The organism is Scytonema hankhaensis NUACC26, from assembly GCF_045865695.1.
Classification (GTDB): Bacteria; Cyanobacteriota; Cyanobacteriia; order Cyanobacteriales; family Nostocaceae; genus Scytonema.
In genome coordinates, this window is record NZ_BAACAP010000120.1 from 1 (window position 1) to 26,337 (window position 26,337).

The following is a 26,337-nucleotide window of genomic DNA, read 5'->3' on the forward strand; positions in this document are numbered from 1 at the left end:
CTCTTCCCCTTTAATTTACAGTTTTAGCGGATGGTTGCCTGGTTTGTGACATCTCCATCCTTTGATTACTGTTTTTTGGTTGCAATTGCTATTTTTGCCGATGCCTCCAATCAGGAAAGAGAGATGTTCCCTTGTTAATTCCGGCATCCCCACCAGATTTGATGGTTGACGCCAAACCGCGCTTGGGCGCTACCAGGTTGCCATTCTGTTTTTCTTTTTTTTGCTTTTTCTGAGTCTTCCACAACACAACTAAGTAAAACTTGTTGGGAGTGCAGCTTCGCTCCTTTTCCTAAGATGAAGAGCAATGCTAACGACACCCTTTTACTATTCTGGCACTACATGAGCGATTATAGAGGACGTGTTTGCAGCACAATTTGTTCGGCTGCCTGCACTTTTCCTCTGAAATCACCGCTACAAGTTGGTTTCAAGCCATTCTGTATTTCTTACAGATTTTGTAGAAGGATTGTTAGTAGTTAGTGGTTAGTAGCTAGTAGTTAGTCCCAAATGGCACAACTAACAACTAACAACTAACGACTGAGCATCTTTCTAAAGACTAATTTTGGTTATTTCCTTGGGATAGACGCTGCCACAATGCTTGATACAGTGTTTCTGGCACTGATGCGTGTAGAGCACGCGCTAATCTATTTTTTTTTTGCGCTGCTGCGACACAGCTTTGGGTTGGACAAATATAGGCAGAACGCCCCATGCCCTTATCTAATTGTACCTGTCCTGAAGGAAACACGCGGACAATCCGCCAAAACTCTTCCTTTAACCCTACTTTACGACAACTAATACAACGGCGGTAGTTTGGTTTCATTTAACAAAACTTGCATTCCAACCCGAGTGCATTTTAAGTCTATTGATAACTCTTTGCTTTACCTAGCATCCGTTTTGTCCAAATCATCATCGTCGTCAAAATCTTCATCCTCCTCTAATTCAGATTCTTCCGGATCTTCGTCGAGTTCGTCTTCGTCGAGTTCGTCTTCATCGAGTTCATCTTCGTCGAGTTCGTCTTCGTCGAGTTCGTCTTCGTCAAGATTGTTAAGGAGTTTGTTATCAAGTTCTTCCTCAAGTTCTTCGTCATACTCATCTCGTTCAGCTGCTTCTAGTGCAGCTAATTCTGCCGCATATTTTGCCCTAGCAGCAACAAATTTAGCATCCTCTCCTGCGTGGTCATACCTAGCTTTATCTTTAATGTCAATTTTCCAACCTGTAAGTTTTGCGGCTAAACGAACATTTTGTCCTTCTTTCCCAATCGCCAAACTTAATTGATCTTCAGCAACTAACACGTGAGTTTGCCTAGTTTCTGGGTCCATCAGGCGGACTTCATCAACTCGTGCTGGACTCAAGGCGTTAGCAATGTAAGTTGCGGGATCGGGCGACCAACGAATAACGTCTATCTTTTCCCCTCGCAATTCATTGACAACAACTTGAATCCGCGATCCCCGTGCTCCAATACACGCTCCTACTGGGTCTACATCGCGATCGAGTGTATCAACAGCAATCTTTGTGCGAGGTCCTACGTGACGAGATGGAGGATTTGCTTCCCTGGCTACAGCCACAATTCTAACTACTTCATCTTCAATTTCTGGAACTTCATTAGCAAAGAGTTCAACAACCAATCCAGCATCAGCTCTAGAAACTAGTAACTGCGGACCTCTTTGCTGACCTTGAGACACTTTTTTTAAATGGACTTTAAAAGTAGCATTTGCTCGGTAATTATCATTTGGTAACTGTTCCCGCTTAGGCAGTTCCGCTTCTACCTCTGGCTGACCCAAGCTACTTCTAACTGCCATGATGACTGATTGTCTTTCAAAACGTAGAACTCTGGCTTGTAGTACTTCTCCTTCTAATTCTTGAAATTCTTCTTGCACCATCTGGCGCTGTTGATCCCGCAATTTTTGTGCCAAAACTTGTTTGGTTTGCATTGCTGCCATGCGACCGAATTCCCCTTGGTCTGGTGTTACATCTAGTACCACTTCTTGACCGAGTTGGGCTTCATCACCTCCCATTTCCTGAACTTGCTGTAAGGCGATTTCATGGTCAGAATTGGAGACTGCTTCTACAATTGTTTTTGTGGCAACAACGCGAAATCCTTCATCTTCCACGTCAAGTTGCACATCAAAATTGTCGAAATAATCATCTTCAAACTGTTTGCGTTCTAAATTTTGGGCGCGACGATAACGTTCGTATCCCTTTAATAATGCTTCTCTAATAGCTGATTGAACGGCAATACGAGGTAAATTACGCTCTCGACTTATATTTTCAATTAAATCTTTTAATCCGGGTAACGTAACCATTGACATAAGCAAATCTCCTATATATTTACACATTTACACAAGTACATACGGAATTTTGGATTTTAGATTTTGGACTTTGGATTCTTTTCCAAAACCCCAAATCTAAAATCTAAAATCTAAAATCCAAAATTTGTCACGAACTTCTCAGTGACGTTCTTCCAGTTGTACCCTCACCACTAGGGAACGGGGAATTTGAACTACGCGACCTTTTTGGTTGATGTAAACTGCTGTTTCATCTCGCCTAATCAACTGACCATTCCACTCTTGTTGTCCTTCATGAGGTGGAGAAGTTTGGACAATGACAGGAAATCCTTTAAAAGAAATGAATTCCCGGTCGTTCTCAAGTTGTCGTGAAATTCCAGGACTAGAAATTTCCAACACGTAGGCATCTGGAATGATCTCAGCCGCATCCAGAGTAGCTTCTAAAGCACGGCTCATTCGTTCGCAATCATCCAACCCTGTGTCTTGGTTGGGATTGCGGATATCTACCCGCAAAACAGGTGGGCGTTGGTTAGTGTGAAACACTGCTCCAACAATTTCTAAACCAATTTGTTCTGCTACTGGTGTCGCCAATTCTATAATTTGTGGGACTAAAGGGTGAGTCATGCTGCTATTCAAACAAAAAAAGTGGGTCTAAAGCCCACTTCCTGCGATAGGGATATCTTCCAAGAAGTCTTAGGGCGAACTTACAACTTAAGTTCGCCCTTAACCTTAGTTTAGCGCATTTTTTTTAAGCAAGATGCAAAAGCTTGTTTCAAACCAATCTTTCTTCCAAAAGCTAGGCTCAGTAACGCTAACTTTCTCAGTTCCCATCGGTTCGACTGCTTAAGGCACATTATTAAAACCAATGTTACGTGCCTTGAGGCTACTATTATACACTTTTCCAGTTCCTTTTGTTTTAAATAAACTGTAATAAGAATTTATCTGAATACATTACTTTGGCTCTTTACCTTTCTTAAAATGGAGATTGGGAATTAGGAAAGAGACATTTTCGTGTTTGATTGTGAGACTTTCCCGTGATTAGCTTTCTCTATCGATTACTGTTTTTCCTTGGGTGATAGCATGGCAGGAGATCGCGTTCCCACAGGTTGAACCGATGGTTTTGTTCTCAGTTGTCTGGTTTGCTGCAAAATTCGCATCATCTCCTCTTCTGACATTTGCTGGACGTAATTGAGTTTGATTTCTTCTAGAAAATCGATCGCAAGGTTTTGAAGTTCTGAGAGGACGTGTTTGTTTTGCAACTCTGCTCCAAAAGCTTCAGTAAAGCGCTGTACTAACTGACTTGAAAGTTTTGCTCCTACTGGATCTTCGGCAGCGCTGACTATTGCACTGTAAAGGTTATTCGCGATCTGAATTGCTAATTGCTCGCTCAGTTGAAGCTGTATCTGTCCCACTCCAGGAAATTTTTGTAAATTTTTGTAAATTGGAGCTTGTTTAAGAGCACTATCTATGGTGTGCCGTAAAATCGCGATCGCTTCTGGTTGGACTTTTGGCAACACTTGGTAAATGATGGTTTGAACAAAAATACCTCCAATAGCTTCTATTTCGTTTACATTATTAATGTCTATGTAAGGACGTAAAGTCTCATTTTGCTGTAACCATCGTTTGAATTCGCCTCTTTGAATTGACCCTTGTATTTGGTTTATGACTCGTACAATAACAATTTCCGTAATTTCTTCAGCAAAATTAGCTATAATCCCTTGATGTATTTGCTGGCGCAAAGGTTGAAGATTTAATAATTTAACTTTGTCTAAACGAATGATTATAGGTATGACTCTTAACCATCGTAAAAATGGTAGTATTAAGAAAAGATCGTACCAGCGCCAAAGAATTGCATTAAACCAGCGAAAACCAGGATGGTTAAGCTTGATATAGTAGCTTCGGGCTATCAATTCAACAGCAAATATCAAAACAAATGGTAAGTCAATCAACCAAAAATTATCGATAAATTCGCTATCTTCTCCTATACGACGGTAATAATTGGTAGCAACTAAAGGTTTAATTGCCTTGTTGAAAAAATTTATTTCTTGAGTCCAACCGCGCTTTGTTAGGTATGCTTGACTCCAAAAAAAAGAAAAAGCTTGTTTTGATGAATTTACATTAACGCGCTCGCGCATCCGATTTTTGATTTTTTCCAAAGTCCCACTCTTACCCACTCCAGCAAAGGGATTGCTATCAACCATTTCGTTACTTAAATTGCGAAGTTCAGCTAATGTTTTGTCTACTTGTGAAGATTGCAATCCTGTTTGACTCACTTGTTCTATGAGTAAGTTTACTGTTTTCAAATAATGGGATGTTTCGCGATGAGGTTCGATACCTTTAACGCGATCGTATATATGTGTTACTTGAGGCAGCTTTTGTAAATACAAATTTCGCCAAGGAACATAACTTAAATCAAACAAGACTAGTAGTAAATTTGCTGATGCAAGAAGTGCCATCAACCTCTCAAACCATAAATTACGTGTTGATGTTGATATAGTCATTTCAAAGATAAAGATTAAGCATATGACCACCTTACTTTATCAGATCGGCTCCCCGACTTCTTCTGCAGATGCTGTTGGCAAATGATGCGTCAGACCCCACACCTCGTTCCCAGGCTCCGCCTGGGAATGCCTTAAGGGAGGCTCCGCCTCTTATACTGCCTTAGATAGATGACAAAATAGGCTATTACCACATAGCTATAACGTACCAATTATAAATTAAACTAATCAAAAATCATAAATAGCACGGATAGAAAGACGTTAAAGAAACCTAAAGTCATTCATTAACGTCATAACATAGCTAATTTGAGCGTGAGGAGTTTTCTATGTGGCGTGTATTGGGACAATCAAGTGTTAGTATTGCTACTGTGTGTCTGATAACAACCAGTATAGTTATAACAGACACAGCGTTAGCAGCCTTAAGGTATACACCCCAACAATTCCGTTCTGTCTTACGGGGTTTGGGTTATAACATCAAAGTATCAAATGCGCCTTTAACAGACGCGGATGCCAAAAAAGTTATCCTTGAATTTCAAAAAGGGTATAAGTTAAAACCTGCCGATGGAGTCGTAGGAGAGAAAACTCAAGATTTTGCAGCCAATATTGTTGGAATTTTGCAGGGAAACTTGAATTTGGTCGTTAAACCAAATTCCCTTTTGCCAAAGAATCAGTACTATGGTCCCAGGACAGAAGCGGCAGTAAAGCTGTATCAAAAAAAAGTTGGTTTGAAAGAAACTGGAATCGCTGACTTAGCACTCAGGCAAAGACTCGACCAAGAGGCAAAGGATGTTTTAAACAAAACAACACCAACAGCCGAACCTACACCAACTACTGAATCGACACCAACAGCCGAACCAACGCCGACTACTTCACCTACATCCAAACCTACACCGAGAAGAAGACCTACCTCCACTCCAAGGACTTCACCTACACCAAAGCCAACTTCTACGCCAGAGGCATCACCTACGGAAACACCAACACCAGAAGCTACAGCAACACCAACGCCAACCCCAACTCCTTAGAAATTGGGCATTGGGGAGCCAGTGCGTTGTGGAGGGTTCCCCCCGTTGAAGCACTTGGCGTCATTGGGCATTGAAGAGGAATCTTGACTAATTCGGATTTGGTTCCTCTAAAGGTCTACCTTTTGGAGTAGGAAGAATTGGACGACCATTATCGTAAGGCATGGGGATGTACTGAACACTAGGACGTCCGCCTTGTGGTTGGGGATACAAATCCATAAGATCGTAGATAACGCGGGGCAGTCCAACTGTAATGGGCAGCCCCATTTGTGTTGCTTCCTCCGCAGTGATGGGGTAATCGTGAGTTACGCGCCCAGTTGTTAGGGCATCGATAATATTTTCAATGTTTTCTGGCTTGATTTTTTCTTTGGGAACTGTGTCTTTTAACAAAGTCCGCACAAAACGCTGTACCTGCTCGATCGCCTTACGCGACAGGTCTGCCATAATGAGAGTCTGGTCGTCAACATCACCAATAGGTTTCTGTTCGACAACTTTAATAATGCTAGCTGCAGGAAAGTTACCCAGTTGGGGATCGACAGGTCCGAGAACAGCGTTAGCATCCATAACAATTTCATCTGCTGCTAGAGCAAGCATTGTACCGCCACTCATAGCATAGTGAGGGACAAAGACCGTAACTTTTGCAGGATGGCGAATTAATGCTCTAGCAATTTGTTCAGTTGCCAAGACTAAACCGCCAGGAGTATGCAAAATCAAGTCAATAGGAACTTCTGGTGGGGTCAGGCGAATTGCCCGCAAAATTTGTTCTGAGTCTTCAATAGTAATGTAGCGGGATACAGGAATCCCTAAAAAGCTAATAGATTCTTGGCGATGAATGAGTAATATGACTCGGCTTTTTCGTTGCTGCTGAAATTCTTGAATAGCACGGACGCGACGGAACTCTACCTGACGTTTCTGCCACAAGGGTTGCAGAGAAGAAAGAAGGAGAAAAATCCAGAATAAATCACCTATACCAAAGCCCATAGGATTGATTGTGAAAAAACTAAGAGCGATCGTCCTTATTGTGACAATTTTTGGCAATTTACTAGTCTATCTGGAGAAAGGGGATCGGGGATTGGGGACTGGCGATTGATTGGCGATTGGCGATTGGCGATTGGCGATTGGGGACTGGCGATTGGCGATTGGGGATAAGGAAGAAAATTCTACCTAGTCCCCAGTCCCCAGTCCCTAGTCCCCAGTCCCCAGTCCCCATTAAGGTATTTGAATTTCAGTGACAAAAGTTTCTAGGACAGGTAAATCTTCTAGTGAAAGTGTTTCATCCTCAATAACTTCAGCCCCAAATGTTTTGATGTGAGAATGAACGGCAGATTTAACATCAGCTAGGGCTTCATCATAGGTATCGCCTTGACCGACTACAATCCCTTTGATGCCAAGAGGATAAGCAATATAGCCATCAGAATGTTTTTCTACAATAATTTTTATGTGTTTCATCTTTTCTATAACAACTTACTGTAAATACAGAATACGTTACGCTTGTCGCCAAATTTTAATAGTGTCATCATCGCTGCCAGTAACTATGATTTTTCCATTGGGGCTGAAAGCAATGGATCTCACATAGCTGGTATGCTCTGAGAGAGTCATCACCTCAGAACCCGTACTGACTTGCCAGATTTTTATAGTGCGATCCCAACTTCCACTGGCTAAAAGTTGACCGTTGGGACTGAAGGCAACTGACCACACGGAGTCAGAATGACCTGCTATGGTTATAATTTCTTGTTTTGTATTGATATTCCAGAGTTTGATTGTATTATCAGCACTGCCACTTGCAAGAATTTGCCCATTAGGACTAATGGCAACGGAGTTTACAAAGAAGGAATGACCTGTGAAGGTGTGCATTTCTCTGCCCGTACTGACTTGCCAAAGTTTGAGAGAACAGTCAGCACTGCCACTTGCTAAAAGCTGACCATCGGGGCTGAAGACAATTGAACATACCGAATCAGTATGTCCCGTAAAAGTACCGATTTCTAAGACTGTGCTGGTTAGCCACAGTTTAATTGTGCCGTCAGCCCCAGCACTGGCAAACATTCGCCCAACCCCTGGTTGATATGAAGAAGACAGGGGACTAAAAGTGACTGCATTCACCCAGTTGAAATGACCTTTGAAGGTGGAGATTTCTTTGCCTGTACTTATTTGCCACAACTTAATTGTTTCATCGGAACTTGCACTAGCAAGCAATTGCCCATCGGGACTGAAGGCTACTGCATTCACCATATTAGAATGACCGGAAAACCAACGACCAAAAGTACGGATGAGTTTTCCATTGCTCAACTGCCACAATTTAACTGTGTTATCATTACTTCCACTGGCGATCGCTTGACCATCTGGACTAATAGCAACAGCATGAACCATACTGGAGTGTCCTGTGATAGTACGTATGCACTGCCATTGTAAAGAGGTTTCTGAAGAAGGGGGAGTAGGCGTAGGTGGAACAAATTGCTTGCCAATATGGGATTGGCGTGCATTTGGACTAGACACAAGCAAGTGTGGGGGGGTAAGTTCTGCTTCCTCTCCAAACAATAGGTCTAGCCATTGTTGTACGGATTGGGGGCGATAGTGCGGTTGTAAATCCATTCCCCGCAAAATTGCTTCATTAACCCTGTTACTAATATTTGGATTATACTGTTGTGGTGACTCTAGTGGATTTTCCGGGCTTCTGTCAACCGCATTCCTCGGTAAAACTCCTGTTAATATGTTATACAGAGTAGCAGCAAGAGCATATACGTCAATATATTCTCCTCTTGGTGCTTCTAGTTCGTATTGTTCCGGAGGAGCAAAACCAGGTGTCCGGTAGACTGTATGCCTCTGGACTGCATTGGGAATAAATTCTCTGGCAATACCAAAGTCAATGAGTACGGCTTCATTTTTGTTAGCACGAATCATAATGTTGCGTGGCTTGATATCTCTATGAAGCAAGCCTTTGTTATGAATAACTTTGAGCGCATCACCAACTTGTCTAATGTATACTAGTGCTTCTGTTTCTGATAAGACTCCCAAACGGCGGACTCTGTTACTTAAGTCTTCGCCCTCAATATACTCCATCACTATGCAAGGAAGATTATCTTCATCAAAAATATTTTCTATTTGCACGATATGAGGATGGCGGCAAACTGCAAGCCGAACTGCTTCGTCGCGAAAATCTTGCTTCAATTTCGCTTGGTGTGGCTTCCAGGCAGCCTTATTCAGGAGTTCTTCTCTAAGTGTTTTAATAACTCGCAGTTCTTGTTGCTCATTCTTGGCGAGGTAGGTCATACCTATTCCTCCCTCGCCTAGTTTTCCCACAATAATATACCGTCCCCCAAACAACTGTTGTCCTGGATTCCAGACCATTCGTCGCAATCGCCAAATTCTGTATTTATTGTGGCACAGCTATAATATTAAGATTGATTAGGAGAACTATATTTGCCTTGACACCAAGAGCGTTTCTCAGCTTTACATACGCTCGCAATAAATATTATAAAGTTTTGGTATAAAATATTTTAGCTCGTTGAAAAATTAAGGAACATTAGCCCATTCTTCCTTTAACGAAAAAAATAACTATAATCCGGAATAATGAATTATTATTTTGAAGTTATATTATGTTTTCTAGCAAGGTCTATTTATACAAAAATTCAGATCTATCCTACAAGAAGGATAAACAGCGGAGGGTAGGAAGAAGAACAGACCAAAGTTGTACTTGTGATTTCACACATCTGTGCTTATGCTCGAACATCTAAATTTGAGACAAAAATTAACAATTTTGCTGTCGATTGTAGTTGTAGTAGGTTTAAGCTTGGGTGGTTTAGCTTTGTCTACAGTCCTCAAGCATAATGCAAGGCAAGAGATAACAGCAACAGCCTTGTTGATTATGGAAACCATGACTTCTGTTCGGGAATACACCAATCAACAAGTCAACTTGGAGTTAGCTGATAAATTAGCAGTTGATTTTGTCCCCCAAAGTGTACCCGCTTATTCAGCAAGAGAAGTTTTTGAAAATTTGCGAAAAAGAAAAACAGAATATGGAGACTTATTTTATAAGGAAGCAACCCTAAATCCAACAAACTTGCGAGATAAAGCTGATAGTTTTGAAACGCAAATTGTTGAGCAATTTCGAAAAAACCAAAAGTTAAAACAATTAGATGGATTTCGCGAACTACCAGGAGGAAGTATTTTTTACATCGCTCGCCCGTTAGCGGTCACTGAATCAAAATGTTTGGTATGTCACAGCACTTTCAATGTAGCACCCAAAACTATGATCGAACGGTATGGTACAGTCAATGGATTTGGGTGGAAGTTAAATGAAATTATCGGTGCTCAGATTATATCAGTACCCGCAAGCAAAGTTATCCAAAAAACACAGCAATCCTCTGTATGGATTCTTGGAATTGTTTCTATTATGTTTATTGCTGTCACTATTTTGGTTAATATTTTCTTAAATCGTCAAATTCTTCGTCCTCTCAAACACATAACTCGCATAGCTGAAGAAGTGAGTATGGGGCATATGGATATGAATTTTCAAAACGTATCCAATGATGAAATTGGTAAGTTAGTCAAAGCTTTTAATCGCATGAAACTCAGTTTAGAAATGGCAATGAGAAAACTAAAAAAGTTTTAAAGTACTCCAGAGAAATAAATCGAGCGATGGTTATGCTAAAAAATTTAAAACTAAAACAAAAATTTACCATCTTGTTACTTTCGATTCTTGTTGTTGGTGTTAGCTTTAGTGGAATTACACTTTCTGCAATATTAAATCAAAATGCACGGGATGAAATCACTGCAAAAGCTTTATCTCTGATTGACACAATGTCTTCTGTGAGAGAGTATACACTTACTCAAATTACTCCAGAACTGATTGATGATTTAACAACTAAGTTTTTACCACAAACTGTATCGGCATATTCGGCAAGAGAAGTTTTTGAGATTTTGCGGAAACGACCGGACTATCGTGATTTCTTTTACAAAGAAGCAACGCTGAACCCAACAAATCTCCGAGATAAAGCGGATAGTTTTGAAACCCGAATTGTAGAGAATTTTAGAAAGAATAAAAATTCAAAACAAGTAAGCGGATTTAGAACGCTACCCGGTGGTGATGTTTTTTACATTGCTCGTCCATTAGCCGTGACAAAGGAAAGTTGTCTTGTTTGCCATAGCGCCCCTGATGCTGCACCCAAAACCATGATTGAACGTTATGGCAATACAGGTGGATTTAATTGGCATTTAAATGAAATTGTAGCTGCTCAAATAATTTCATTACCTGCAAGCAAAGTTATTGATAAAGCCAATCAGTCTCTTTTCATTATGATAGGGCTTGTTTCTATTTTATTTGTAGCTGTTATCTTTCTAGTCAATTTCTTTTTAAATCGAGAAGTTGTTATGCCTCTCAAACGGATAACTCGGGTAGCTGAGGAAGTGAGTACTGGGCATATGGATGTTGATTTTGAGCAGTTGACAAATGATGAGATTGGCAATCTTGCTAAAGCTTTCAAACGAATGAAGCTTAGTTTAGATATGGCAATGAAAAGAATCAAACGGACTTATGGAAATACGGGGAGCGTGTAATTTCACGAAAATAACCGTTGTCTGAAGGCAAAAGCTTCTTGTGAATCGGGAATTTCCTTTGCGAGAAGCTCCACAAATTGGTATGGCGAAGCATCTGGATGTTCGGCGAGTGTCTCCTCCACAAGCAAACTTGCTATTGGTCCAATGTGATAAGCAAGTTCCTGCTGACAGCGTTCTAAAAATGCTGGGTTGAGTGAGGATTGTGGTTGATACAATTGAGCTTGGGATTGAGGCGTTGGGTATTGTGATTGATAGGATTTGGATTGCGATTGAACCTGTGGAAATTGCTGTGGAATTTCAAATGGTGGTTGACTTGGATATGAACTAAAATTGACTTCTGGATGTTGGTTTTGAAATGGTCGATTGGTTGCTGCGGGCAAAAATTCATAATTCACCAAAGTGGGCGGCAAATTCTCGTTTTGTGCTTGCGGTTGTGGTGGTAATTGTGCCGCTCCTTGGGCTACTCCAAGGCGGGCTAAGTCTGCAAGTACTTCTCTTGAGTTTTGATAGCGATGTCTTGGAGTATCTGCTAGTAATTTAGTAAGAAGTTGAGCAAATGGATTGCTTACACGCACAAATTGATCCCATCTCCACTCTAAAGAATATTGATCCATTAACCAAGAAGGATCTCTTCCTGTTAGTAGAACTATTGCGGTTACGCCTAAAGCATAAAGATCGCTGCTCGGAGAACATAACCCTAAGCTAATTTGTTCGCGAGGGGCATATCCCACTTTACCTACTAGTGACATTTTGCCAACAAAACTTGTCTGGCTCGCTCTAGTTGCTTCGTTTAAGTCAGCTATTTGTTTTCCTACACCAAAATCTATCAGCACTGGTAACTCTTTTCCTTTAGGCAACATAATGTTGTCTGGGGAAATATCTCTATGGATAATGTTATGTGTGTGAATATATTCTAAAATTGGTAACAAGTTTGTCAGCCATTGTATAACTTCACTTTCAGAAAAAACTTGTCCCATTTTTTGACGTTCTCTTAATAGTGCTGAGTAAGTTTTACCATCAACAAACTCTTGTACTAAGAACAGCCGACCATCTCCTTCAAAACAAGCTAAGAATTGAGGGATTTGAGGATGTTGTAATTGATGAAGAATTTTAGCTTCTCTTTTGAATAAATTGCGGCATTTTTCTAGCGCACTTTCTCCCGAACCGGTAGGAGCAAATTCTTTTAAAACGCACGGTTCGTTGAAACGGCGCGTATCAAAAGCCAAATAAGTTCTTCCCAAGCCGCCCTGTCCCAAAAGTTTTTGGATGATGTAGCGATTATCGATAAATGTTCCTGAAGGTATTTCTGGTTTAACGACGGGGGACTGAGACATAATCCACGCACTCCTACCTAACTTAAGGATTTTTAATATAATTAGTTCTATTTGTTACATAAAGTAGACGATTGAGTAAAAACTTGTTTCCATTACACAATCAGAGTTGTACGATATATTTACATGTTAACAGCCTTATTTGATTCAAAACCACTGTAAGAAAATATACTATATTTAGGAACTAAATTTCTTGAGACCGCGAGCTTTATAGAGAACCTAATTAATTAATCAGTAGAATTCCGATAAAATACGCAAGTCTAACGATCGAATTCTATCAAGTTACAGAAATTGTCAGTAGCGATCGCAATATCTCTTATTTAGTTGCTTTGGGATTAACCAAGACACTAGGAGTCTGTTTGACCTGCTCTTCTAACGGTCTGACTTTTTCCACCAATTTAATAAACTGATCGTAGTTGGGTACTTTAGCTGCAGGAACATAACCGGCGTCTGATATTATGTATCCAGGCGCTTGCTCCATAGCTTTTTGAATCTGTTGCTGTCGATTACGCTCTACTGTGGGTGATAGGAGTACCACTGCAGGAGGAATCCATCGACTAGTGTGTAGAATTCTAAACTTAGTTCCACTGAATTGCTGCTTGTAAAGCTCAAAATCTCTTTCAGATATTGCCCCAGCATCCACACTCCCATCATTTAGCCATTCGAGTATTGTTTTAGGAGTGGGAGCAAAACGGATTTGAGCCAAAGTTAATCCATACAGATCGTAAAGAGGAATATAATAACCCGCCGCCGAACCTACCGATTCTAAAGCAACAGTTTTATTTGCCAGATCTCCGATTTTGCTAATTGGTTTATCATCTCGCACTACAAGTAAGGAACGCTGTCTGCTGCTAATTCCCTCCATGGAAAATAAAGGAATGTAAAGATCTTTCCCCATAGCAATTGCTGCTAAACCAGGAGGAGCAAATACAATTTCCCATCTTTGCCGTTGAATTTGCTCTAGGGCTTGCAACTCATTATAGGCTGGTTCTAGTTCAACAATTGATTGAGTTTGTGCGGCAAGATAGTTTTTGAATTGCTCGTATTTTTCTAATGAAACTGTTTGTTCGCCATAACTAACCACTCCCACAGTCAGCCTTTCTGTACTTACAGAGTTCTTGCTGCCACTGCATCCCACTCCAACGAGACTTATAAGTACAGTAAACTGGATTAGTAGAAAGCGCCGCCAAATAATAGTTTTCATAGTGACAGCCTGATTTCAGCAGATTCACCCAAAGCTTCGTTAACAACAACTAGCCTACCTTGTTCAAGAGAACCAAGTTGTTGATTGGCGTTTAAGAGTTCAATGCCACAAATTTTTCCATCTATACCCACATCCACATTCATCTCCTGGCTGACTTGGATTGTATTCACTTGCATTGTTTTTTCTTGAAGGTAAATATACGCTATGTTGTATCTAGGATCGTATGTTATTTTCATCTCATTTTTCCTTAAGTACACGCAAGTAGGTTTACCCCCCTTAATCCCCCCTTATAAAGGGGGGATTAAGGAAATTGTGTTCCCTCCCCAATGCATCGGGGAGGGCTAGGGTGGGGTAAAACTTTTGAGAAGCTAGGGAATATCGATATTTTCCTCCTCATCGTCATCTGGTGCTAAGTCAGCTTCTGTCAGACCTTGTTGCGGGATTGCGGCAATAATGGCGTCTATGACTTTGGAAACTGGTACAATCTCAATGTCATAGTTGGGATATTTTTGCCCTTTAGGTACGATCGCCCGTTTAAATCCCAGTTTTGCTGCTTCTTTTAACCGCAATTCCATCTGGGATACAGATCTCACTTGTCCCCCTAAGCCTACTTCTCCAATGAGTACGGTACGGGGGTCTACAATGCGATCGCGGAAACTTGCAACAATAGCTATAGCTATGCCCAAATCGACTGCTGGTTCTTCTACGTTCAACCCGCCTGCGGAAGCAACGTAAGAATCGAGTTTCGACATGGGAATTCCCACCCGCTTTTCTAACACCGCTAAGATTTGTACCAAGCGGTTGTAATCTATACCTGTCCCTGCACGACGGGGAGAGGGGTAACTTGTAGGGCTGACCAAAGCTTGCAATTCAACAACAATTGGGCGCGTTCCTTCGCAAGCCACAACTAGGGCAGTACCGGGGGCGGGATCGTCACGATTGCCTAAGAATAATTCTGAAGGATTGGGAACTTCTCGCAAACCCGTATCTATCATTTCAAAGATACCGATTTCATGTGTTGCCCCGAAGCGATTTTTTACTGTTCTTAATAATCGATGGGATGCAAATCTGTCCCCTTCAAAATACAGAACTGTGTCTACCAAATGTTCCAACACTTTTGGACCTGCGATCGCACCTTCTTTAGTCACGTGACCCACAATTAACATTGTAATATCTTCATGCTTTGCAACTTTCATTAAAGCTGCAGTACATTCTCTTACCTGAGCCACAGAACCCGGTGCTGATGTCAAGGCTGGAAAAAATACTGTTTGAATACTATCAATAATTGCCACATTAGGTCTGAGGGAATCCATTTCCTTCAAAATCTCTTCGAGATCGGTTTCTGGCAATACGTATAAATCGGCACCCTTAGTTTCTTCAGACAAATTTGTTACCTGAATAACCGTTTCTTTGGGTATTGCGCTATGACTATTCCCGTTATCGTCAGCATCGCTCACTAAACTCAGAGATTTTGAGACACCTAAACGAGAGGCTCTAAGTTTGACTTGCTGTCCTGATTCTTCTCCAGAGACATAGAGGATACGATATCTCTGCGCCAATTCGCTTGATACTTGTAACAGCAGAGTCGATTTTCCAATTCCCGGATCGCCACCTATCAGTACCATGGAACCAGGAACAACGCCGCCGCCAAGGACTCTATCGAGTTCTTCATAACCAGAAGCCCAACGAGTCACTTGGCGATCGCTAATTTGATCGAATGTTAGAGATGCGCGTGGTTTGGCGGGCTTAGGTGTAGGTTTTGTGTTTCCCGCTTGTTGATGCCATCCACTTATGCCCCGACTTGGTATATCTGTCGATGACTGAATAGCAATCTGCTCTTCTAAAGAGTTGTAAGTGCCACAAGCCGGACACTTACCAAACCACTGAGGAGACTCCGAGCCACATTCACTACAAACGTAATATGTCTTTTGCTTTGGCATTTATTATATCTTATCTTAATTTTTGCTTAAGTTTTTGAGCAAAGTGAAATTGAATAATAGTAGTAGATGGAGGTTTTTTTCATTCAAATTGTGAAATGATATCTTAATACTATGGTACTAAAAATTAAGCAAGAAAAATTTTAGTTAAGGAGAGTTGAGAAACTTGGAAAGTCATAAAGAAAAAATTCTGGTAGTAGATGACGAAGCTAGCATTCGTCGGATTTTAGAAACACGCCTTTCCATGATTGGCTATGACGTGGTGACAGCAGGTGATGGAGAAGAAGCGTTGGACACGTTTCGCAAAGCCGATCCAGACCTAGTTGTCCTTGACGTGATGATGCCAAAACTAGATGGTTATGGGGTATGCCAAGAGTTACGTAAGGAATCAGATGTACCCATTATCATGTTAACAGCCCTAGGAGATGTGGCAGATAGAATCACGGGTTTAGAGTTAGGTGCTGATGATTACGTAGTTAAGCCCTTTTCTCCTAAAGAGTTAGAAGCCCGCATTCGGTCAGTTCTGAGACGAGTAGACAAAACAGGTGCTTCTGGGATTCCCAGTTCCGGTGTCATTCATGTAGGTAATATCAAAATTGATACCAATAAGCGGCAAGTTTATAAAGGGGACGAACGCATTCGCTTAACAGGAATGGAGTTTAGCTTGCTAGAACTGCTAGTCAGTCGTTCCGGCGAAGCTTTTTCCCGTTCGGAAATTTTGCAAGAAGTATGGGGATACACGCCGGAACGTCATGTAGACACCCGTGTTGTTGACGTACATATCTCCCGCTTGCGAGCAAAACTAGAAGACGACCCCAGCAACCCAGAATTAATACTTACAGCAAGAGGGACGGGTTACTTGTTTCAACGGATAATTGAACCAGGAGAAGAGTGAATCACCTGACCAGTGACCAGCGATCAGTGACCAGTGACCAGTGACCAGTGACCAGTGACCAGTGACCAGTGACCAGTGACCAGTGACCAGTGACAAATGCCCACTAACAACTAACAACTAACAATTAATGACCAATGACGTTTTACGGCGTCTGCCTATCGTAGTGGGTGGGTTAGGCGCTGTGCTTCTGTTGATAAATCGGTTGTTGACGCCAGACATAACTGATTCTCAAGCACGTGCGGATGTGCTTGGTGTCATATTAAGTGCTGTATTGATTTTGATCGGTTTACTATGGCAACAAGTGCAGCCGCGAACTCCAGATGCCGTTCAACTTGTAGGTGAAGAAGGTTTTGTCTTAGCCCCCGATTTACCAGAAACTGTAAAAACAGAACTCGCTTGGGCATCGCATTTGTTGTTAACTAATACGGTGACGCGATCGCTTGTTATTTATTATCAAGGTAAAGTTTTATTAAGAAGGGGGATTTTAGCTGAAAAATCAGAAGTGATACCCAGAGCAATAGTCAAGAGGGTGTTAGAAAAACAAAAGCCGGTGTATTTGGTAGATTTAAAAGTTTATCCAGGACGAGTTGAATTTGATTATTTACCTGAGAATACTCAAGGTGTCATTTGTCAACCAATTGGTAAAGAAGGAGTCCTTATTTTAGGTGCAAATGCTCCTCGAAGCTACACCAAACAAGATGAAACTTGGATTGCCGGAATAGCAGATAAATTAGCTGTTACTCTAGATGAGGCATAGGGAATAGGGGCTAGGGAATAGGGATTGGGAATTCCCTCTCTTTTCCTAATCCCTAATCTCTAATCCCCAATCCCTAACCCCTAATTCTATGACAATTATTTACATTTTAATCGTTGCCTTAATGCTTGTAGGTATTGCGGGTGCAGTCATTCCTGCCCTTCCTGGATCGAGCTTAATTTTAATTGGAATTATTATTTGGGGCTTTGTCAGTGGTTCTTTTGCAGCTATAAAAATTCCGTTAATTGTAACTGTTATCGTTTTACTTTTAAGTATAGGAGTTGATTTTTTAGCAGGTTACATAGGAGCACAACAAGCAGGTGCTAGCAAGTGGGGACAAATTGGAGCAGTAGTCGGATTTTTGCTAGGCTTTTTCGGATTATTACCTACTTTACCTGTTGGCGGTCCATTATTGGGGATGTTGTTAGGACCCCTTTTAGGAGCGATTATTGGTGAGTACCTTTACAGACGCGACTTAGTTGTTGCCATGAAAGCTGGGATTGGAATCGTGGTAGGTACGCTACTTGGAAATTTAATTCAAGGACTGCTGGCAATTGGTGCTGTTGTTACTTTCCTGGTAACTACTTGGTCTCAGGTTTTCGGTTCTTAAACAATTACAAAAAAACAAAACCCGCCTTGGCGAGTTTTTAATGACGTTCAAAAGACGGATTTTTAAAAAGTAGCCTGTAAAGACAGGCTTTATACTATCTCATTTAAAGTTGGTTGATGAGAAATTCGCGATTTTGACAAAACCTTAATTAACCAACTCGAGCAGCTTTTTTACGACGTAAGCCCAACAAACCAACTGCTGCTATTGCACCCAAGCCCAAGGTAGTTGTTGGTTCGGGTACTGCTTTGGTAACTGCTAATCCAGACAAGCGAACACCGTCACCAGTAGTGAATGTAGTCTTTTTCAATCGAGTACCATCTTTAGCAAAGTTAGTACCGGGGTTACCTAATTGAAGGACAAAGGAGGATACATTTTTCAATTTCAAGGTCTTAGTCGAACCATCGTCTTTTTTACCTGCACCTGCAAGCAGATTGCTTATGCTTTGTCCATTGACTTCTAAGATGCCAGAAAAGAAATTATCTTCTACATCAAAAAAGTCTAATGACACTTCTTCATAAGCTTTGTCCAAGGTAAATAAAAACTTACCCACTTCCAATCGACCATTTTCAATCACTTTACCCTTGGTATCGTAAGCAACAGGACGGAACCAATACTGATCGGAGATGGGATTTGTTCCTTCATCTTTCAATGTAAACTTAACTTGGTTATTAGTAGGTCCCCAATTGTTTTGAGTGGCATTTTTATCAACAAACAAACGGCTAAGTCCAAACTCTGTTTTCAGTCCATCATCTTTAAAATCTTGGTTAAAATCCAAGCTTTTTACCTTATAGCCTGTTGTCTGAATACAGTCTTTGGCTGCAACAATACAATTCATGTTTGTCAAGCCAATTTCACCTTCTTGTTGAGGAATCAAAGACATAGCATGAGCGGCTGGCATTGCAGCAGCTAGACCCATACTTAAACTGGTTCCTAAAATTGTTGCCGCTACTAAATTGAACTTTTGCATAACTTGCTCCCGATTAGATTAACCCTATTAGTTACGGGCAGCAGTTTTTATTTTTTGCCCGCTCTTTACACTCACTAATTTAGCTATCTTTTTTTGAATCGGGAAGTCTAAAAATCAGAATTGATATAATCTTGATTTTGAGATTTATGATTGCATTTTTGTCAGTAAAAATCACGAATACTCAAAAATAATTTAAGTTCTTCAACTGAAATTTATAGCTGTTAGTATTACTGAATTGCAACTCCTATTACTTACGTAATAGGAGGTTCTTCCGCTATTTACTTAACTGAAAAAATATAATGCGGTTAAAGCCTTGACTGCTATGGGATTGAACGATCTGAAGTTTAGCTATATATATACACGATACGGCTTCAACCGTTATGTTTCAGACCGATCGCACTTCTCAATCTATCAAGTTCTTTTTATTTTCTCAAAAAACAATTCTGAACTGCTGTGGTTTCTCAGTTAAGTTACTTAAGGAGTTTTTACTGATTTTTAGTGTGTTTTTACTATTAATCTAGTATAAAAAATAACTCAGTAAATTAGAATGTTTAAGACTTCCGAATTGCAATAAGCAATATAGCCCAGGCAGGACAAATGCAGTTACTTCCTTCTCACCATTGGATGGCTTAAGGATAAATCAACTCATGGAATTTTTTGTACTACTTTATAAGTATTGAAAAGCGCTCGTAATTGGGAATTTCCAAGAAATAAATTACAGCAGTTTTCAGTTGGCTGCAATACATAAAAAATAGTCTTGTGGAACGTCTGTCCCAGACGTTTTAGGCAGGCAAGATTCCCGCACCACAAGAACTGTATTGGGTTCAAGTGAAAAGCGCTATATCTATCTTGTAGGATGGAGAGCAGCGCCGTGCGAGGGTTCCTCCTTGGGGAAGCAAGTGGCGTGCGGTTGTGGAGCGTCTCGCCCGCCTTGTATAAGTGGCGGGCGAGACGCCCGCACCACAAGAAATTTTGTGTTCGCACCACAAGAAATTTTGTGTTCGCACCACAAGGAATTTTGTGTTCGCACCACAGGGGATTTTGCCAGATTTTTTAATTTGGCAGTCTTCTAAGAGCTTTAAGACTCACTTAAAGACTTTTTCGCTTCCGTGGCAACTGCCTCTACTTCATCTTTTGCCAAAGTTTCCAATATAGGTTTGGTATCTGCACTACCCAAACGCCTGAGAGCTTGCGCCAACCTGTATCGGAGTTGCCAATCTGGATTTGTGACAAACGGAGCTAAAAGAGGAACGGCTTGTGGGTTGCCCAACTCTCCTAAAGAACCAATCGCAGCTGTAATGACTAGCTCATTATCGGAAGCAAGTGCTTCTTTGAGCAACTCAAAGGCTCTTGGATCTCCCAACTCTCCTAATGCAGCAATAATGCTCAATTGGACGATCCATTCTTGAGTTGTGCGGTAAACCTGTTGTAAATCTTGAAAAGCCTCTTGTAGCTTCAGAGCACCCAAACAATCGGCTGCGGCTGCTTGTACATCAGCTTCTGGATCGTTGAAAAGGCGATCGCGCAACACGTTTAAGGTTAAATCTAAATTTTGACTACCCAAGGTATCCAATTGACTCACAGCTGAGTAACGCACGCGAGAATTGCTGTCATTGATAGCGGTTTGAATTAGCTCATAACCTATCGTTGGTTCTAATTGGCGAACGAGATTCACTGCACGCAAGCGTTCGCCCAAATCTTGCGAGCCAAGCATTTGCTTAACTGATTCTGGTGTCGTACTCATTTTTTTGTTAATGGTTAGTGGTTAATGGTCACTGGTCACTGGTCAGGTGGTCACTGGTCAGGTGGTCACTGGTCAGGTGGTCACTGGCTTGCCATTGCTCGAATAATGTCGCCACGGGTGAGAATACCAACGACTTGACCCTCGCTGTCAAGTACTGGAAGACGGTGAATGTTGCGATCGTGCATGAGTCTGGCTGCTTCTGTCACAGTTTTGTCAGGAGAAGTTGTGACGGGGTTGTGACTCATAACTTCGCCAACTGTTTGCCCTAGTGCTTTGTGTAAGTCGCGATCGTAAGTAGCGGGATTCTGTAAATAGATAACGCTATCAAGAAACATTATGTACGCTGGAGGTGTAACTCCTGTTTCTTGCCACATCAAATCCGTTTCTGAAATGATGCCTACCAATTTTCCAGCATTGTCTGTAACAGGTAGTCCGCTGATTCGTCGCTCTGCCAAAATTTGAATGGCTTCCTTTAAAGGAGTTTCAGGTCGCACAACAATTGGGTTATGGCTCATTACATCGGCAACGGTTTTAGGCATTTGCTTGCTGTCACTTTCTATTCACTTCATTGCCATCATTGTATGTAATTGCTGTAGCAGTCACCCTCTTCCCATTCACACATTTTAACCAAAAACTCACTCAAACTCTGCTTCACAGAACGCTTGCAACATATCAATACAGTTTGCGAGCGCACCTAAGTGAGCAATTTCATACCCGTGGGTATTCTGTGTAGGAAATGCCAAACACGCACCACGGGACACGTGACCAAACTTCATTGCAATGGACGCATCGCTGCCAAAACCGCTTATTATTGCTAACTGTACGGGTACACCGAGTTTTTGGGCGCAGTGACGTAGTTGTGCATTAAGTGTTTCATCATAAATTCCATAACCATCCTGGGAAAGTATGACAGGTTGTTTGCCATCCTCTATTGGGTATTCTGAGGAGAGAGGACAGATTTCTAAAGCAATCAGAGCATCCAATCGTTGGTTTTGCGTGAAGAAAAGCGCTCCAATTGCCCCCACTTCTTCCTTTGCTGATGCTACTAGATACAGATCTACTGATGGTTGTTTAACCTTTTCAGCAAGAGCTAGCAAGATGGCAATAGAAGCTTTGTTGTCCAAAGTATAGCTGGCAATGTAGTTATTTAACTGAATTGGTCGCTTGCGATGCTTGCCAACCACCATTCTGGTTCCTGGTCTAATACCTGCTGCTTCTAGTTCAGCAGTTGTGCATTTTGTTTCAATCCAGGCATTTTCCCACTTGACAGGAGTGTCCTCCTGCTGTAATTTCTGTGGCGATTCATGAGAAACGTGGCGAGAACCAAAACTGAGAATACCGCTAATAGTCGCATTGTCACCTAGTAGATCGACAACTCCTTCACCATAAACCCAAGGAAATGCTCCGCCTAGTTTGCGAACTTCGACTCGACCTTTATCGCCAACACTTTTCACAATTGCACCGATTTCATCTTTATGAGCAGTGATTGCGATCGCTCTTGTTGAATCTCGCCCTTGAATTTTAGCAATGATGTTATCAGCACGGTCAAGCCATACTTCAACACCCAACGCTGTAAATTGCTGCATTAAAAACTGATTGATTTCTTCTTCCGCACCACTAGGAGAATGGTGCATAACCAATTCTTCGATAATTTTAAACAGTTGGTTCATACAGTGACCAGTGACCAGTGACCAGTGACCGGTATTAACTAGGTGGACGCTTAACCTTGAAGGCTTCTGCTGCTGATATTCCTTCGCTTTGAGTTCCAAAGTACCATAAAGTTGCTGCTGCCTCAGCACGAGTGACTGGCTTTTTCGGCTGAAAGAGCGTGGTGTACCCAAATACGCGATGGATATTTGATTGTTCGCCACTCTGACGATCTGCCAGAATTGCTTGTAATGCTTTGGGGTCTATTTTCCCTGCATCTTGAAAACCCCAAGTTTGCTTAATTGCGTCTAAATTGGAATTTGGTAAGGCTTGGCGTGTATCCAAAGGCACTTTCCACAAAATCAATTGTTCTCGTGTCAAGGGTGCGCCGGGACGAAACAACACTGCTGTGGCGTTTTCTGATAAAGGGCTAGGAATTAGTCCGGCTTCTGCTAATCCCTGAATCACTGGAAAATCTGGGTCGGTTCTTGGAACATCACTAAAAGCAGGTTGGGAACTTCCGGATGCTAAGCGAATTTGTTTGGCTGGATCGCTGGCATATATATTATTGTTAGCCGTGACTAACCAACGAGCATATTCGCGTCGAGAAATAATTTTATTGGGTTCAAATTGGTTTGTTACAACACCTTCATTGCTCTTAGCCGCATTTGAGTTTACGGAGAGAACACCTAACGCTGCTAGATCTCGAATGTATCTTTGGAATTCTTGCGGTGCTCTGGTTAAATCGCTAAATTCTTGAGGATTAGAAGTTGTTGTAGTGTTGGTTGGTGCGTCCGTAGTATTGGGTTGGGCTGTTGGTTCTGGCGATCGCACCGGACCTACAAACTGTGATTCACTAGGTTGTGGAACTTTCGTTGCAGTTGTTTCGGGGCTGGAGGTAGGAGTTGGGGTAGCTTGCGTTATTTCTGTAGAATTTGGTTGGTAATCAATCAGTATTTCAGTTGAGGTTTGTGGTTGATTGGGTGAGGCGTTAGTAACTGTTTTGGGCTGAATGGAAATTTTGAGTAACGTGCGCTCGCGTCGCGCCTCAATCAAATTTCCCTGTTCGTTTGACTGTTGGACAATTTGCCAGTTTTTTGTTGGAAGTTGTTGGAGATAATAGCTAGCAATGATATTACTGGGGTCAATGCTCGCCCAGCGAGTTGATGATGCACCTGGTTTTTCGTCACTAGGTGGTGTCACTTCTTGCAAAGTGGCATTGGGATATAAAGGGATATCCTTAGGAAAATCAACAGGTAACCTAACTGTTGCTCCATCAGTTTGCTGTTGTTGGTTACTGCTTGCTTCTTGAGAACCAGGACTTACTGGGTTACTGCTTAGCTTTGGATCGGCTGCCAAAGATCGCTCAATTTCTTTGGCAGTTGGACTATTGGCACAGGCTGTTAAAGCAGCTAGTAGAACAGCAGCCACACCTATCAAAACAACTGGACGTTTACTTTGCAACACGGACAACCATGAATAAACAGATCGATTTCTACAGTAGCGCAAAGTCAACTCAGTTTCTCCGATGCCTAATCCTTCTCCCTCAACGTTATCAGCAATTATTTCAGGTGGTAAACTGAGAGTAAACCTACTCTCTACTTCTAAAGATAAACAAGGGTAGAGTTCGCCACTAGTTCCGTGCAACCGATTTGGGAATGTTATTGGCGAGCAAATGTGTGCTGAGCAATACCTAAAAGCTCGGTATCTTTTCTAGTTTCAATTAACCAGCAAATATACTTTCAGTATGCTTTTAGGCTTGGCGATACAAGTTGATTAAAAGTAAATATTGCCCTTAAAGGAGCGGTATGGATGATTTTTGGGAGAAGATCTGGTCAAAAAACAACCGGAAGGCTAAAAAGAATATATCTTATCGTAAAAACCAGTGTGGGATAGGACTATGAAGAATCTAAAATAGATATTAAATTGAAAAAACAGAGCGACTATTCCATCAACAACCGCCAATCAATTTTACTTACCCAATTTCGCGTCGTCGGTTTGTTACCAGTGCTGAAACACGATTACATGCAATTTTCCCAGGATCGGCCTATTTATTCTGAGGCTCCACTACAACTGCTACTTTTTGTCGATGGGCGTCCAAAGTCCAGACAGCAAGTACAGCGAATCCTTTTATACTTAGAAGAATTGCAGGCTGAATATAAGTTTGAACTACAGATCGTAGATGTAGGACAAAAGCCCTACTTGGCGGAACATTTTAAACTGGTAGCAACGCCAGCTCTCATCAAAATCCATCCGGAACCAAGACAAATTTTAGCTGGTAGTAACATCACGGCTCAATTAAAAACTTGGTGGACTCGGTGGCAAGCTTCTGTAGATGCGTATTTAGAATTACAAAGTAGTTTTCAGGAAAATACAGTTGATAATAGTCTTGTTAAGGGAAATCAATCTACAATCGGTTCGCTAGCTGTTTCAGAAGAACTTTTACACCTCTCAGATGAAATCTTTCGCTTAAAACAAGAAAAAGAAAAACTGACTGAACAGTTACAGTTTAAAGATCGAGTGATTGCGATGTTAGCCCACGACCTTCGCAATCCTCTCACAGCAGCTTCCATAGCCATCGATACATTACAATCTAACTTCAATCCAGAACAAGGTACATTTGACCGCCTCCCCCCAAAGATGACGGTACACCTATTTAAACAAGCTCGCAGCCAAACCAAAATAATAGATAAGATGATTACTGACCTTTTACAAGTCGGGCGAGGTAGTGAAAAGGAATTTTACATTCAACCAGAGAAGATAGATTTGGGCAAACTTTGTTCGGAGGTACTTGAAGAATTACGCGATCGCTACACAGCTAAATATCATACTCTAACAAAAGACATCCCAAAAGACTTGCCCAGTGTTTATGCAGATCCAGAACGCATACGGCAAGTCTTAATGAATTTACTGGATAATGCTATTAAATATACTCCTGAAGGCGGTACTATTGCTGTCTCTGGACTGCACCGCACAACTCAAAAAGTTCAATTTAGTATTGGTGATACGGGACCAGGTATTCCTGAAGAAAATCGAGAACGCATTTTTGAAAATCACTTCCGCTTAGCAAGAGATGAAACCACCGAAGGGTACGGCATTGGTTTGTGTTTGTGTCAGCGCATTATTGTAGCACATTACGGTCAAATTTGGGTCGATGCTGCTCCGGAAGGTGGGGCATGGTTCCACTTTACGTTACCAGTGTATCCAAATTAGTTAGTAGTTAGTAGTTATTAGTTAGTAGTTAGTTGGTCACTGGTCACTGGTCACTGGTCACTGATCGCTGGTTACTGGTCACTGGTTAACTAGCCCTTCCTCAAAACCTCAATAATTTGAAGATTGGCTTCGGGAAAAGTAAATGTTTCTAACTCACCTACACTCACCCAACGAACTTCATCGCACTCGATAGGTTGTGGAATGCCTAAAAGATGGCGACATTCATGAACTGTTAAAGTAACTCGTAAATGAGTGTAGGTGTGATCGATTGTCAGTAGATGTTTGCCAACTTCAATTTCAATCCCTAGTTCTTCTCGTATTTCCCGTTTGATGCACTCAGATACTGTCTCGTTTGGCTCAACCTTACCTCCGGGAAATTCCCACAAACCTCCCATGACTCCTTCTCGACGTCGGCGGTCGATTAAAATCTGTCCTAGGTCGTTTTTGATTATGGCAACACCTATGATTTTATGAGGTACGGAAGATATTGTTTCACTCATAAGTTTTTCAAATTCAAAATATATAAGAATACAACAAAACTTGGCAAAGGATACAAATGTTTGCCGAGTTTGCTCAGTTTGTAATTTATATAGTTTACACGGGGCAACTGATACTTTTAAGCTGAACATAATTGAACATTGCTGCTCAAGTCAGCTACAACCTCAGTAGCAGAAACAGTGCTA

25 protein-coding genes are annotated in these 26,337 nt (G+C 41.4%); 7 read left to right on the forward strand and 18 right to left on the reverse strand.

Annotated features, from left to right (window positions below; translation table 11 throughout):
- Nucleotides 1-134: 134 nt before the first annotated feature.
- The 5 genes from ACKTT2_RS06350 to ACKTT2_RS06370 all read right to left on the reverse strand — a co-directional run bounded on the left by ACKTT2_RS06350 (nucleotide 135) and on the right by ACKTT2_RS06370 (nucleotide 4,783).
- The gene (locus ACKTT2_RS06350; RefSeq protein WP_407885116.1) at nucleotides 135-305 is read right to left on the reverse strand and encodes a hypothetical protein; all 171 of its coding nucleotides are present in this window, start codon (nucleotides 303-305) and stop codon (nucleotides 135-137) included.
- A 248-nt stretch (nucleotides 306-553) separates the two neighbouring features.
- The gene (locus ACKTT2_RS06355; RefSeq protein ID WP_407885117.1) at nucleotides 554-817 is read right to left on the reverse strand and encodes a YlxR family protein; all 264 of its coding nucleotides are present in this window, start codon (nucleotides 815-817) and stop codon (nucleotides 554-556) included.
- A gap of 58 nt (nucleotides 818-875) precedes the next feature.
- A complete protein-coding gene (gene nusA / locus ACKTT2_RS06360) occupies nucleotides 876-2,300 on the reverse strand; it encodes a transcription termination factor NusA (RefSeq protein WP_407885137.1) in 1,425 nt (474 codons plus the stop codon).
- A 144-nt stretch (nucleotides 2,301-2,444) separates the two neighbouring features.
- A complete protein-coding gene (rimP, locus tag ACKTT2_RS06365; protein ID WP_407885118.1) occupies nucleotides 2,445-2,906 on the reverse strand; it encodes a ribosome maturation factor RimP in 462 nt (153 codons plus the stop codon).
- A 431-nt stretch (nucleotides 2,907-3,337) separates the two neighbouring features.
- Entirely contained in the window at nucleotides 3,338-4,783 is a 1,446-nt protein-coding gene (locus ACKTT2_RS06370; RefSeq protein WP_407885119.1) for a hypothetical protein, read from the reverse strand.
- Between the two features lie 323 nt (nucleotides 4,784-5,106).
- Between ACKTT2_RS06370 and ACKTT2_RS06375 the strand changes: the two genes are divergently transcribed.
- Nucleotides 5,107-5,802: a peptidoglycan-binding domain-containing protein gene (locus tag ACKTT2_RS06375; RefSeq protein ID WP_407885120.1), complete on the forward strand. Its 696-nt coding sequence runs from the start codon at nucleotides 5,107-5,109 to the stop codon at nucleotides 5,800-5,802.
- Between the two features lie 87 nt (nucleotides 5,803-5,889).
- Here the strand turns inward: ACKTT2_RS06375 and ACKTT2_RS06380 are convergent, their stop codons facing one another.
- The 3 genes from ACKTT2_RS06380 to ACKTT2_RS06390 form a co-directional block, all read right to left on the reverse strand.
- Entirely contained in the window at nucleotides 5,890-6,780 is an 891-nt protein-coding gene (locus tag ACKTT2_RS06380) for an SDH family Clp fold serine proteinase (protein ID WP_407885121.1), read from the reverse strand.
- 228 nt (nucleotides 6,781-7,008) lie between these two features.
- A complete protein-coding gene (locus tag ACKTT2_RS06385) occupies nucleotides 7,009-7,248 on the reverse strand; it encodes a type II toxin-antitoxin system HicB family antitoxin (RefSeq protein WP_407885122.1) in 240 nt (79 codons plus the stop codon).
- Between the two features lie 36 nt (nucleotides 7,249-7,284).
- Nucleotides 7,285-9,144 (reverse strand): protein kinase domain-containing protein, encoded by a 1,860-nt coding sequence (locus ACKTT2_RS06390; RefSeq protein ID WP_407885123.1) that lies wholly within the window; start codon nucleotides 9,142-9,144, stop codon nucleotides 7,285-7,287.
- A 370-nt stretch (nucleotides 9,145-9,514) separates the two neighbouring features.
- Here ACKTT2_RS06390 and ACKTT2_RS06395 point away from each other — a divergent pair, with 370 nt between their 5' ends.
- Both ACKTT2_RS06395 and ACKTT2_RS06400 read left to right on the forward strand, forming a co-directional pair.
- Nucleotides 9,515-10,408, forward strand: a complete 894-nt coding sequence (locus tag ACKTT2_RS06395) for a Tll0287-like domain-containing protein (RefSeq protein WP_407885124.1) — start codon at nucleotides 9,515-9,517, stop codon at nucleotides 10,406-10,408.
- Between the two features lie 32 nt (nucleotides 10,409-10,440).
- Nucleotides 10,441-11,352: a c-type heme family protein gene (locus ACKTT2_RS06400; protein ID WP_407885125.1), complete on the forward strand. Its 912-nt coding sequence runs from the start codon at nucleotides 10,441-10,443 to the stop codon at nucleotides 11,350-11,352.
- Between the two features lie 2 nt (nucleotides 11,353-11,354).
- Here ACKTT2_RS06400 and ACKTT2_RS06405 read toward each other — a convergent pair whose 3' ends face one another.
- From ACKTT2_RS06405 to radA, 4 genes are all read right to left on the reverse strand, one after another.
- The gene (locus ACKTT2_RS06405) at nucleotides 11,355-12,686 is read right to left on the reverse strand and encodes a protein kinase domain-containing protein (protein ID WP_407885126.1); all 1,332 of its coding nucleotides are present in this window, start codon (nucleotides 12,684-12,686) and stop codon (nucleotides 11,355-11,357) included.
- 313 nt (nucleotides 12,687-12,999) lie between these two features.
- Nucleotides 13,000-13,887: a phosphate/phosphite/phosphonate ABC transporter substrate-binding protein gene (locus ACKTT2_RS06410; RefSeq protein WP_407885127.1), complete on the reverse strand. Its 888-nt coding sequence runs from the start codon at nucleotides 13,885-13,887 to the stop codon at nucleotides 13,000-13,002.
- A complete protein-coding gene (locus ACKTT2_RS06415; protein ID WP_407885128.1) occupies nucleotides 13,884-14,123 on the reverse strand; it encodes a DUF2283 domain-containing protein in 240 nt (79 codons plus the stop codon). Before ACKTT2_RS06415 ends, ACKTT2_RS06410 begins: the two co-directional genes overlap by 4 nt.
- 132 nt (nucleotides 14,124-14,255) lie before the next feature.
- On the reverse strand, nucleotides 14,256-15,827 hold the full coding sequence (gene radA, locus ACKTT2_RS06420; RefSeq protein WP_407885129.1) for a DNA repair protein RadA: 1,572 nt from the start codon (nucleotides 15,825-15,827) through the stop codon (nucleotides 14,256-14,258).
- 163 nt (nucleotides 15,828-15,990) lie between these two features.
- On the opposite strand from radA, the gene rpaB reads away from it, so the two are divergent.
- The 3 genes from rpaB to ACKTT2_RS06435 all read left to right on the forward strand — a co-directional run bounded on the left by rpaB (nucleotide 15,991) and on the right by ACKTT2_RS06435 (nucleotide 18,083).
- The gene (gene rpaB / locus ACKTT2_RS06425; RefSeq protein WP_038087821.1) at nucleotides 15,991-16,719 is read left to right on the forward strand and encodes a response regulator transcription factor RpaB; all 729 of its coding nucleotides are present in this window, start codon (nucleotides 15,991-15,993) and stop codon (nucleotides 16,717-16,719) included.
- 127 nt (nucleotides 16,720-16,846) lie between these two features.
- Nucleotides 16,847-17,476 (forward strand): cofactor assembly of complex C subunit B, encoded by a 630-nt coding sequence (locus tag ACKTT2_RS06430; RefSeq protein WP_407885130.1) that lies wholly within the window; start codon nucleotides 16,847-16,849, stop codon nucleotides 17,474-17,476.
- 88 nt (nucleotides 17,477-17,564) lie between these two features.
- On the forward strand, nucleotides 17,565-18,083 hold the full coding sequence (locus tag ACKTT2_RS06435; protein ID WP_407885131.1) for a DUF456 domain-containing protein: 519 nt from the start codon (nucleotides 17,565-17,567) through the stop codon (nucleotides 18,081-18,083).
- Between the two features lie 148 nt (nucleotides 18,084-18,231).
- On the opposite strand, the gene ACKTT2_RS06440 is transcribed toward ACKTT2_RS06435, so the two are convergent.
- From ACKTT2_RS06440 to ACKTT2_RS06460, 5 genes are all read right to left on the reverse strand, one after another.
- Nucleotides 18,232-19,050, reverse strand: coding sequence for an LEVG family PEP-CTERM protein (locus tag ACKTT2_RS06440; protein WP_407885132.1), 819 nt, complete (start codon nucleotides 19,048-19,050; stop codon nucleotides 18,232-18,234).
- A 1,078-nt stretch (nucleotides 19,051-20,128) separates the two neighbouring features.
- On the reverse strand, nucleotides 20,129-20,794 hold the full coding sequence (gene nblB, locus ACKTT2_RS06445; RefSeq protein WP_407885133.1) for a phycobilisome degradation protein NblB: 666 nt from the start codon (nucleotides 20,792-20,794) through the stop codon (nucleotides 20,129-20,131).
- Nucleotides 20,795-20,874: 80 nt separating this feature from the next.
- Nucleotides 20,875-21,333: a CBS domain-containing protein gene (locus tag ACKTT2_RS06450; protein WP_407885134.1), complete on the reverse strand. Its 459-nt coding sequence runs from the start codon at nucleotides 21,331-21,333 to the stop codon at nucleotides 20,875-20,877.
- Between the two features lie 96 nt (nucleotides 21,334-21,429).
- Nucleotides 21,430-22,464 carry a M42 family metallopeptidase gene (locus ACKTT2_RS06455; RefSeq protein WP_407885135.1) on the reverse strand — a complete coding sequence of 345 codons (1,035 nt, stop codon included), beginning with the start codon at nucleotides 22,462-22,464 and terminating at the stop codon, nucleotides 21,430-21,432.
- Nucleotides 22,465-22,498: 34 nt separating this feature from the next.
- Complete coding sequence (locus ACKTT2_RS06460) at nucleotides 22,499-23,908, reverse strand: S-layer homology domain-containing protein (protein ID WP_407885138.1); 1,410 nt, start codon at nucleotides 23,906-23,908, stop codon at nucleotides 22,499-22,501.
- Between the two features lie 558 nt (nucleotides 23,909-24,466).
- Between ACKTT2_RS06460 and ACKTT2_RS06465 the strand changes: the two genes are divergently transcribed.
- On the forward strand, nucleotides 24,467-25,654 hold the full coding sequence (locus ACKTT2_RS06465; protein WP_407885139.1) for a histidine kinase: 1,188 nt from the start codon (nucleotides 24,467-24,469) through the stop codon (nucleotides 25,652-25,654).
- A gap of 89 nt (nucleotides 25,655-25,743) precedes the next feature.
- Here ACKTT2_RS06465 and mutT read toward each other — a convergent pair whose 3' ends face one another.
- Nucleotides 25,744-26,154, reverse strand: a complete 411-nt coding sequence (mutT, locus tag ACKTT2_RS06470; RefSeq protein WP_407885136.1) for an 8-oxo-dGTP diphosphatase MutT — start codon at nucleotides 26,152-26,154, stop codon at nucleotides 25,744-25,746.
- Between the last annotated feature and the right edge of the window lie 183 nt (nucleotides 26,155-26,337).